This window comes from Desulfobacula sp., from assembly GCF_030611305.1.
GTDB lineage: Bacteria > Desulfobacterota > Desulfobacteria > Desulfobacterales > Desulfobacteraceae > Desulfobacula.
The window spans coordinates 1-9,499 of record NZ_JAUWQB010000109.1; the positions used below are offsets into that span (position 1 = coordinate 1).

13 protein-coding genes are annotated in these 9,499 nt (G+C 38.2%); 2 read left to right on the forward strand and 11 right to left on the reverse strand.

Annotation, left to right across the window (positions count from 1 at the left end; genetic code table 11):
• The first annotated feature begins 169 nt into the window (after positions 1 to 169).
• Both QAI40_RS15480 and QAI40_RS15485 read left to right on the forward strand, forming a co-directional pair.
• Entirely contained in the window at positions 170 to 958 is a 789-nt protein-coding gene (locus QAI40_RS15480; protein ID WP_299983547.1) for a prepilin peptidase, read from the forward strand.
• Positions 959 to 1,107: 149 nt separating this feature from the next.
• A complete protein-coding gene (locus tag QAI40_RS15485) occupies positions 1,108 to 1,377 on the forward strand; it encodes an HU family DNA-binding protein (protein WP_299983545.1) in 270 nt (89 codons plus the stop codon).
• Positions 1,378 to 1,448: 71 nt separating this feature from the next.
• Here the strand turns inward: QAI40_RS15485 and QAI40_RS15490 are convergent, their stop codons facing one another.
• The 11 genes from QAI40_RS15490 to pal form a co-directional block, all read right to left on the reverse strand.
• Entirely contained in the window at positions 1,449 to 2,900 is a 1,452-nt protein-coding gene (locus tag QAI40_RS15490) for an exodeoxyribonuclease I (protein ID WP_299983544.1), read from the reverse strand.
• A 93-nt stretch (positions 2,901 to 2,993) separates the two neighbouring features.
• A complete protein-coding gene (gene rpsI / locus QAI40_RS15495) occupies positions 2,994 to 3,389 on the reverse strand; it encodes a 30S ribosomal protein S9 (RefSeq protein WP_299983542.1) in 396 nt (131 codons plus the stop codon).
• A 25-nt stretch (positions 3,390 to 3,414) separates the two neighbouring features.
• Positions 3,415 to 3,849, reverse strand: coding sequence for a 50S ribosomal protein L13 (gene rplM / locus QAI40_RS15500; RefSeq protein WP_299983540.1), 435 nt, complete (start codon positions 3,847 to 3,849; stop codon positions 3,415 to 3,417).
• 82 nt (positions 3,850 to 3,931) lie between these two features.
• Positions 3,932 to 4,312, reverse strand: a complete 381-nt coding sequence (locus QAI40_RS15505; protein ID WP_299983538.1) for a bactofilin family protein — start codon at positions 4,310 to 4,312, stop codon at positions 3,932 to 3,934.
• 26 nt (positions 4,313 to 4,338) lie between these two features.
• Positions 4,339 to 4,680, reverse strand: a complete 342-nt coding sequence (locus QAI40_RS15510; RefSeq protein WP_299983536.1) for a hypothetical protein — start codon at positions 4,678 to 4,680, stop codon at positions 4,339 to 4,341.
• A 35-nt stretch (positions 4,681 to 4,715) separates the two neighbouring features.
• Positions 4,716 to 5,534, reverse strand: a complete 819-nt coding sequence (locus tag QAI40_RS15515) for a L,D-transpeptidase family protein (RefSeq protein ID WP_299983535.1) — start codon at positions 5,532 to 5,534, stop codon at positions 4,716 to 4,718.
• Between the two features lie 189 nt (positions 5,535 to 5,723).
• Entirely contained in the window at positions 5,724 to 6,749 is a 1,026-nt protein-coding gene (gene ruvB / locus QAI40_RS15520) for a Holliday junction branch migration DNA helicase RuvB (RefSeq protein ID WP_299983533.1), read from the reverse strand.
• Between the two features lie 3 nt (positions 6,750 to 6,752).
• Entirely contained in the window at positions 6,753 to 7,382 is a 630-nt protein-coding gene (ruvA, locus tag QAI40_RS15525; protein WP_299983531.1) for a Holliday junction branch migration protein RuvA, read from the reverse strand.
• Complete coding sequence (locus QAI40_RS15530) at positions 7,379 to 7,864, reverse strand: crossover junction endodeoxyribonuclease RuvC (RefSeq protein WP_304511793.1); 486 nt, start codon at positions 7,862 to 7,864, stop codon at positions 7,379 to 7,381. Before QAI40_RS15530 ends, ruvA begins: the two co-directional genes overlap by 4 nt.
• A 14-nt stretch (positions 7,865 to 7,878) precedes the next feature.
• Entirely contained in the window at positions 7,879 to 8,769 is an 891-nt protein-coding gene (ybgF, locus tag QAI40_RS15535; protein ID WP_299983527.1) for a tol-pal system protein YbgF, read from the reverse strand.
• 99 nt (positions 8,770 to 8,868) lie between these two features.
• On the reverse strand, positions 8,869 to 9,499 hold a 631-nt coding region (gene pal / locus QAI40_RS15540), incomplete at its 5' end, for a peptidoglycan-associated lipoprotein Pal (RefSeq protein WP_331521051.1).

Below are 9,499 nucleotides of genomic sequence, written 5' to 3' on the forward strand. Positions count from 1 at the left end.
TTGTTGTCGTTATTGAGCTCAATAACGACAACAACGCAAGCCTGACCCCGTCTGTTTTAATTTGTGCCTTTACAATAAAACATATTTTTTGTTTTACAATATCCTTGCAAAAATATTTTTAACGTCCGATAAAAGAAAGCAACATAACTTAAAAAAAGTGAAAATGATTATGTCAGACTATTTTTCTGTGCCTGGATTATTTGTTTTTATAGTTGGCGCCTGTATCGGAAGTTTCTTAAATGTTTGTATTTACCGGATACCTGAAAATAATTCCATTATTACTCCGGGTTCATTCTGTCCCAATTGCAATAAAAATATTCCATTTTACTATAATATTCCCATCTTAAGCTATGTCTTTTTGATGGGTCGCTGCAAATTCTGCAAGCACCCGATATCCATAAGATATCTTTTAATAGAAGCGCTAACCGGTATCTTTGCTCTGTTACTATTTCATAAGTTCGGGTTAACACCTGCCATGGCTTACTGGTTTGTTTTCATTAGTGTTTTGATCACCATTTCCTTTATTGATATTGACCATCAGATTATCCCCGATATCATATCTCTTCCGGGTATTCTGATATTTGCTTCTTCTTTTTGCTTCTTACCTGAAATGACAATAAAAGATGCGCTGCTGGGCATTCTTGCCGGTGGCGGCAGTTTATATGCAGTCGCTCTTTTCTATTATTTATTGAAAAAACAAGAAGGAATGGGCGGCGGTGACATTAAACTTCTGGCCATGATTGGTGCAGCAACAGGGATTAAAGGTGTTATTTTTACTATTTTTGCAGGCTCATTATTCGGCACCATCTTTGGAATTTTAATCATGGTTTACACCAAAATAGCAGACACAAAACTAAGGATTCCTTTTGGACCTTTTCTATCATTAGGAGTAATTCTATATATTTTCTTTGGGAAACAATTAGTCCAATGGTATCTATCGACCCTGGCAATTAATTAAAAAAATGTGAATAAACACTTGACACGCACTTCTCAACGACGTAACGTACGTTTAAACAGTGATTCCATTGAATTTAATTTTAAAAAAATGTTTTAATGACAAATTTCAGTATTTGGAAATTTCTAAAACCTAAAAAAAGGAGTGATACAATGAACAAAGGCGATTTAATCAACAAGGTTTCAGAAGTACTCAGCAGCAAGAAAGAAGCTCAAGCAGCAGTTGACTGCACAATCAAAGCAATTACAGAAGCTCTTTCTAACAATGACTCTGTCACGCTGGTTGGCTTTGGAACATTCAAGACGGCTAATAGAAAAGCCAGAAAGGGAAGAAATCCCCAAACAGGAAAAGAAATTAATATTCCTGCTAGAACCGTACCAAAATTTGTCCCGGGCAAAGCATTAAAAGACGCTGTAAAATAAGGTCTGCCGACTTCATTCAGGCAGTATTTGTTCGTTCAGGTACTGTCTGAATATTTTTTTGTGCGCGGAGTTTATAACTTTTCTATATAATCTCTAACCCAGTTAAGTATCTTCCTTTGATCCTGATTCGGATTTAAAAATTTCTGTTCTGTTTCTTTTAACTCCTGCAACCCTTGTTTGCAATTAAATTTTATATCATTTTTGTATCCGATGATCTGATCTTTTTTCAAAGAAGACCTTAGCCTGTTCAAGCAAAGATAATATTCTGCCTCTTTAGTCTGCCCTGTTTTATCCTCAAAATTTCGTGCGAGAATACGGCTTGCCAAAATTTTTATTCTTGGACTTTTTATTTTTTTTAAAAATTCCTGTTTTTGATGATCTGATCTTAACTCGATCGATTTTAAATTATACAGGGATTTATGAAACAGATCGCTTTGTTTTTTCTCCTGGTTAGAAAAAAAACCATCCTGATAAAGCGCTGCATCCGGGTCCATATCGGGAACAAAAGGATATTTATAATTGCTATGATACTGGATGAATTCAAAAAATCTTTCCCAATGATGACGAATTTTCGCCATATTTTCATTAGCAGACTGTTGTGATGACTCCGGCATCTTATCCCAGAATCTTTCAAGGGCGGGCAAGACGATCAGGGCATCCCCTGATCGTCTTCTTATCACAAAAGTATCACTCATATCCAGACCTGCATCCAGCCCTAAAATATCATCTGAATCAAGTCGTAACCACAGGCTTTGGTTTTTATACGTCAGCGATTGACCAAGATGGACAACGGGCGCCATATAACTCGCTTTTGGCCCGAAAGACGACGATACCATAAGACAGGTCCTAAATCGCGCATTTTGAATATTAATGTCTTTTTCAATGTTATTTATTCTGACTTCGTCTCTTGTTTTATTAAAAAAATCAAGGGCATATTTCCAGATATCTTTTTGTTGAAACAATATTTTACTAAGTTCGATAACAGCTTCAACGTCGTTCAGTGCTTCATGGGCTCTGCCCGATGTTACAAAATTATTTTCACGAACAATGAGATCCAATTTTAACGTTGGTTTTCCATCAATTTGAGGCCACTTCAAACTAGTTGGATGAAACACTTTAAAAATAACAGTGACGGGCAGAACATCCATCCTGGAGCACCCTTTGCTGTATTGATGCGTATAAGGGTCCAAAAGATTACGATAAAACAGGAACCTTAAAAATTCATCGTCAAATCCTAATGAATTATATCCCAGACTTATGGTACCGGGCGTATTCAGTATTTTATGAATTTTTTGTGCAGCTTTATACTCACTGATCCCAAGCTCTAATTCATCATAAGTCAAACCATGGGTTAAAAAAGCGTTTGGTGAAGGAACAATATCTTTTCGTAAACAAATAGTGATCGTTTGCCTGTCAATTTCATTGAGCTCAAGATCGGTTCGGATGCAGGCAAAAGTTAAAATCTGATCAAATGCATGATTTAAACCGCTGGTTTCAATATCATAAAACAAGAAGGTCTTCATTTCTCTTTTTCATTTCCCAACACAAAAAGGGACAAAGAATTCTCTTTGCCCCTAATGGTTCGATTGATGATTTTTACGATTGTATAAAAAAGACTATCTTTTTGAAAACTGGAAGCTTGCTCTTGCGCCTTTTTTACCATATTTTTTACGTTCTTTTTTCCTTGCATCTCTTGTGAGGAATCCCGCACTTTTCAATACCCCTCGAAGATCAGGATCTGAAAGTTCCAGCGCTTTGGACACACCAAGGCGGATGGCACCGGCTTGACCGGTTTTCCCACCACCCATTACCGTAACTTTAACATCAAAAACATCGCTTTTTTCCGTTAGAACCAGGGGAGCTGAAAGCAAATCTCTTGTTACATTTAATTCAAAGTATTCGTTCAGGTCTTTATTATTGACCACAATTTTACCATTGCCGGGAGTTAACCATACTTTGGCTACAGAATCTTTTCTTTTACCAGTCGCGTAAAATACGTTTCCACTTTCCATTGATAATTATCGCGTCCTTTTTTTCTTAAATTTCAACAGCTTCAGGTTTTTGAGCAGCATGGGGGTGCTGATCACCTGTATACACAAATAATTTTTTGCCAAGTTTTCTACCGAGTCGATTTTTAGGAAGCATCCCCTTAACAGCCTTTTTAATAAGCTCCTCAGGTTTTTTTTCCAGCAGTTCTTTTGCTGTAGTGGATTTAATGCTGCCTATATACCCTGAATGCCGGTAATATCTTTTTTGTTCCAGTTTATTGCCGGTCATACGGATTTTATCTGCGTTGATGACAACAACCCAATCGCCGGTATCAACATGGGGCGTAAAAAGTGGGTTGTTTTTCCCACGAATTCTATATGCCACCTGTGATGCAAGTCTGCCAAGAATTTTATCTTTTGCATCAATAACACACCAATTTTCTTTATTGTCTGATCTTTTTGCACTATATGTATATTTTTTCAATTTTCTCACTGCTCCTCTTTCATAAACACAATCGACAATATTTATATAATTTTCAGGTCTGTGTCAAGCAAAATTTAAAGTTCTATTGTTTTCCCTTTTTTAAATCTTTCACCGGCGATAACTTGACAGGAGTCTTACAGGACACTTCCGCATTCAAGATACCGCCATTTTCAACGATAAGATTTTTGTTGCACTCAACCTTTCCGGAACATATCCCCGTAGAAAGGATAATCAACTCCTTGGAGGCAGCGACTTCCCCCTGAAATTTGCCGGCAATGGTAATGCTGGATACCTTTGTCACACTGGAAGTCACCCGTCCTTCCTCTGCAATAATGACCACATCCCCTTCGATCGTACCGGTTACCTGACCCTTGATAATCAATTTTCCCCTGCTTGATATCGAGCCTTCAATTTTCAGATCCCTGTCAATGATTGAAAGATTTTTGCTGTTTTCCTTTCCCACTTTATATCTCCTCTTTTTCATCCTGATTATTCAATCCCCGGCTCTTTTCCCGAAATCACAAGTCTTGCCATTAATATTTCTTTTTCCCGGGTCAGCTCAGTGACCTTTTTTTCAGCCAGAACAAGCCTGTTTTTAACAGGATTGGCATCCCGGGATAAATCCGTATATAGATAATAAAAAAAAACGGCTGCCACAAAACAGAAAACATTTATGATAGACAGGATCGTTATAAGAGTTTTTAAATACTCACCGGCTTTCATCTCCCCGAAATCATCAACAATAAGAATCCTTGTCTTCCGATCCTTTTGGTAGGGCTTTGGTTTGGATCGGGCTATTTCTCTTTCCAGCTCTCTTGATATATCTTCCATAATCCACCTTTTTTAACCAGTTTTAAAGACTCTTTTTACAAAGCAGGCTCTACAAGTATCTTTGCAGCAGTAATCAAAGGAATCTTTATTTTTTGAAAGATGTCACCCATAATTTTATAGCTGCTGTTTTGATTTTCCAGAAATAATTTTCTTTGCCCCACCAAAGTTTGATTATTTTCAAAGGTCAGAAAATAATCAAACAAAACCACAAAAATGTGATTATGGTAATAAATCCCTGTCCTGTCCCTTTTCACCATCAGGCTTGAACCAAGATTATCTGCCAGCTTTCTTATTTCAAGCCATTGTTCCCACCAACTTATATCCGGTAAGTATTCAGAGGAATAAAATGACAGATAATCATGATAACTTCCTTTTTCAATGGCTTTCATCCATTGAGTCAACATGAGGATTATATTTTTTTCCTGCTTGATAAGCGTTGCTCTATCAATCTTATCAATTTTATCAACCATAATCACAGGAGTTGAATTAAGGGTTACATAGTCTGAAAGTTTTATGATATTAAAATTTTCCAATGCAATGCATCCATTTGAATCCATGGGTTTTAGCTCTTTGTTTGTACCATGTATCCAGATAGCCGACCCGTTTTTTCCTGCTCTTTTATCAATAAAATTGGGGTAATCTGTGGGGAATGCTTTTTCTCCATATATCGGGGACAAATATTTATCTTCATATTCATCTTTCAAAAAATAAATGCCTTCGGGTGTTTTCTTATCTCCTGCCTTTTGTTTGATACCAAACGCCTCGCCTGTTGAGCAAGGGACTTGAAACTGAACAGACAGGTCGTTGGCCCCGGAAGTATAAAGAAACAGGGTTTGACTTTTTTTCTCAACCAAAATTGCATTCTCATTATCAGGTAATTTAATAATAGAGGAAGGAAATGTATAGTCAACCGCAAAAACGATAGAATTGAATGGTAAAAAAAATTGTATCGCCACGATCAATAATAACAGATTCGGTCTATTTAAAAATAATTTCTTTTCCATCTAAATTAATAATTATACCTCATTGGGGGCGCTTCGTTGTTATGGTTTAAGCTTAAAATGTTGATATGCTTTTTGTGATGCTTTTCTGCCACTGGACGTTCGAAGGACCAAGCCGATTTTTAATAAAAATGGTTCGACAACATCCACAAGTGTATCGGTTTCTTCCTGCAATGTTGCCGCTATTGCTTCAATCCCCACAGGCCCCCCCTTATAAAAATCTATTATCGTTTTTAGATAATTCCTGTCAAGTGATGTGAGTCCCAGCACATCAATTCCTTCGAGTTCAAGAGCTGCCTGCACACTCTCCCGGGTCACTTTCCCGTGTGATTTTACCTGTGAATAATCCCGGACTCTTTTCAATAATCTATTTGTAATTCTAGGGGTCCCTCTGGACCGTTCAGCAAGTTCTACGGCACCATTTTCAGAAATGGCCGTGTTTAAAATAGCAGCAGACCGCTTGACGATAACAATCAATTGTTCCACTGAATAAAAATCAAGGGTGCGGAAAATACCGAACCGGTCCCTTAACGGGGAGGATAAAAGACCGACCCTGGTAGTTGCCCCAATAAGAACAAACTGCTTTAGCCGGTATCGATGACTCCTTGCGTGAATACCTTTATCAAATATAAAATCCACGGCAAAATCTTCCATGGCAGGGTATAAAAATTCCTCAACAACCTTTGGAATCCGATGGATTTCATCTATGAAAAGGATATCCCCCTCACCAAGATTGGTTAATATTCCGATGAGATCTCCCCCCTTCTCCAGGGTGGGTCCTGAAGTGACGGTTAAATCTTTGCCCATTTCACTGGCAATAATATGGGAGACTGTTGTTTTGCCCAAACCAGGAGGTCCATGAAACAGTATGTGTTCTAAGGGTTCATTCCTCATTTTGGCTGCCTGTATGGCAATTTTCAAGGTTTCAACCGTATCATTCTGCCCGATATAGTCTTTAAAGCTTGTGGGTCTTAAAGATACAATATCAGAGGAGATATCATCGGATGTATGATTTGATGTAACAATACCCTTTTTATCAGAAGAATAGGAAATGATATCATCACTCATGTTTTATCTTTTCTCCTGAAAGATTTCATCAAAAAGTTCTTCCGGGGTTGACATCGTGGTATTTCTTTCAAAGGCTTCCTTGATCATCCTTTTTGCAGACGTTTGGGAATGCCCCAATTGCTCTACAAGAACGTCCGCAACCTGTTGGGTGATATTGTGCATCTCAATGGAAACTTTGTCTTGATTAGATTCTTTTTTATCATCGGTCACAGCTATGAATTTTTCTACTTTCCCATGAAGAGTTGCAATAATTTTTTCAGCAGTTCTTTTACCAATCCCACTGAGTCCTGTTAAAAACGAAACATCTTTTTTTTCTATGGCCCTTGCCATCTCACCAACCGGACGGGTCATCGCTTTCACAGCTTTCATAGGACCTATGGCATCCACTGTAATAAACGTTTGAAAAAACTCTTTGTCCTCAAGTGTATCAAAACCGATGAGTACAGGTTTGGGCTGTCTCTCTGTCTGATGATAATAAATATATAAAGAAATAGGGTTTTCATTTAAACCCTGAGACATTACTTTTTCAACCATTTGAGGATTCAATAACACCTCATATCCAATGTTATCGACAAGCAGTAAGATGCCGTCAGATTCAAAATGGAGAATGGTTCCTTCAAGGTATCCGATCATAGTCTTCTTTTGTACCTGTAATATCCTGTTAAAGCAAGTCCCAGTGCATCTGATGCATGAAAGGGACGGATCGGCTCACCATGCTTTAATATATTTCGAACAGCCCTTTCCATCTGGTACTTGTCTGCACTCCCATTTCCTGAAACAATTTTTTTTACTTCCCTTACAGGAATTTCTTCCACATCAAGCCCTGCTTTATACGCTGCCACAAGAAGAACGCCTGAAACTTTACCCAGCATAATACCTGATCCAGGGTATTTTTCAAGTGAGTATATGTCCTCAATCACCACATAGTCAGGCTGTTGTTCACAAAGGAAATCTAAGATTTTTGAATAAATAGTGTGAAGTCTGAAATGAATCGGATCCTTTGCATCAGTGGATATGCTTCCAAATGAATACCCAAGGATTTCATTCCTGCTTCCCTCTACGACACCAATACCGGTGCCGGCCAACCCCGGGTCAATACCGACTACCTTTACCATAGAAATTTATTAAATCACTTTAAGGTTTTTAATTTCTTTTGGGCATATTCCGCTTCATTTGAGTCAGGATGTTTTTTTAACAACTCCTTCAGGATAAGTCTTGCATTGGCTTTTTCGCCCAGCTCAGCAAATGCATACCCTTGTTTTAGCCTTGCTGCAGCTAATTTATTACTGTCCGGATACTCTTCCAGGACTTTCTGGTACTCCAGAATAGCTTTTTCAAACCATTTTTCCGAATAATAACTGTCCGCAATCCAAAATCTGGCATTGTCCGCATTTTCAGACCCCGGATATTTATTTATAAAATTTTCAAACTGTATGCGGGCGTTTCCCTTATCCCCATCATCAAACAGTTTCTTGGCAAAATCATATAATTTCTGCTCACCATCCTTATTTGGCTCTTCTGATGATACAGCTTTTTTATCAAGCTCTCCGGCTGTTGATGGCTCAAACCCCATATATTTTTCAAGCTTGATCACTTTTTCATAATTCTTTGAGATAGCATGATCAAGTCTTTCAAGTCTCTTCTCAATTTCTTTTTTATCTTTTTGGCTGTACGCTTCAACGCTATGATTAATCTCTTCTATCGAACCCTTAACACGCCGGAGATCTTCTTTGATGGTCTGGATATCGTATTTTAATTCTGCATATTCTTCCTGGCCAATGCTGTGGCCTTTATTTAACCTTTGCTCTAAATTCTCAAGATATTCCTTAATCTTTAACTGATTCCGATCGTTTTGAACGGCAGATGCTTTTAATTTTTCCTTTTGCCTGGAAAGCTGCCTGTTGTTTTCCATTTCTATGGCTGCCACCCTGTTTTCAAGGACAACGAATTGCCGGGGCTCTACGCAACCGGAAAAAAAAAGCAAGGCAATCACAATATAAAAAAGATTCCTTATTCTCATAACCAAACTCCAACAATCAAAAAATATTAATGGCTCAGGCGCAACACTCCAAAGACCAAAGTATTACGCCTGAATTAAGTTCCTTTTATTCCAGATTGATTAATCAATTGCAAAATGATCACGCCTGTTGTCTCTATAGGCACTTTCTGTTTTACCTGAATCTTTGGGTTGTTCTTCACCATAGCTGATGGTGTTCAAACGGGAAGCTGCAATACCAAGGTTAATCAAATAGCTCCTGGCAGTGCTTGCACGACGTTCACCCAAGGCAAGGTTATATTCGGTTGTACCGCGCTCATCACAATGCCCTTCAATGGTTACGACTGCTGAATAATTTGTTTTTAGCCAGGCTGCCTTTTCTTTTAACACCATTTTTGCCATGGAACTTAACTCTGAGCTGTCATATTCAAAATGAATATCCTGATTCTCAAACCGTTTCTTTGCAGCCATGACTTTGGCTTCCTTAAGCGCTTTTTCATTGGCCATCTGATCTTCAAGATTTTGCTGTGCAATACGCTCAGCCTCTGCCTGGGCTTTAGCCTTGGCATCTGCTTCGGCTTTGGCCTGATCCTCTATAGTTGTTGGATCAGACACAACCGTTTTCTTCGCACATGAAACAGTGAAAAAAAGTCCTGCCACAAGAATTACCATTACCAGATTAATCCACGCTCTGTTTTTCATTACCTTATCTCCTCTTTTTAGTGGGGTCAGGCTTGCTTTATTGTCGTTGTTT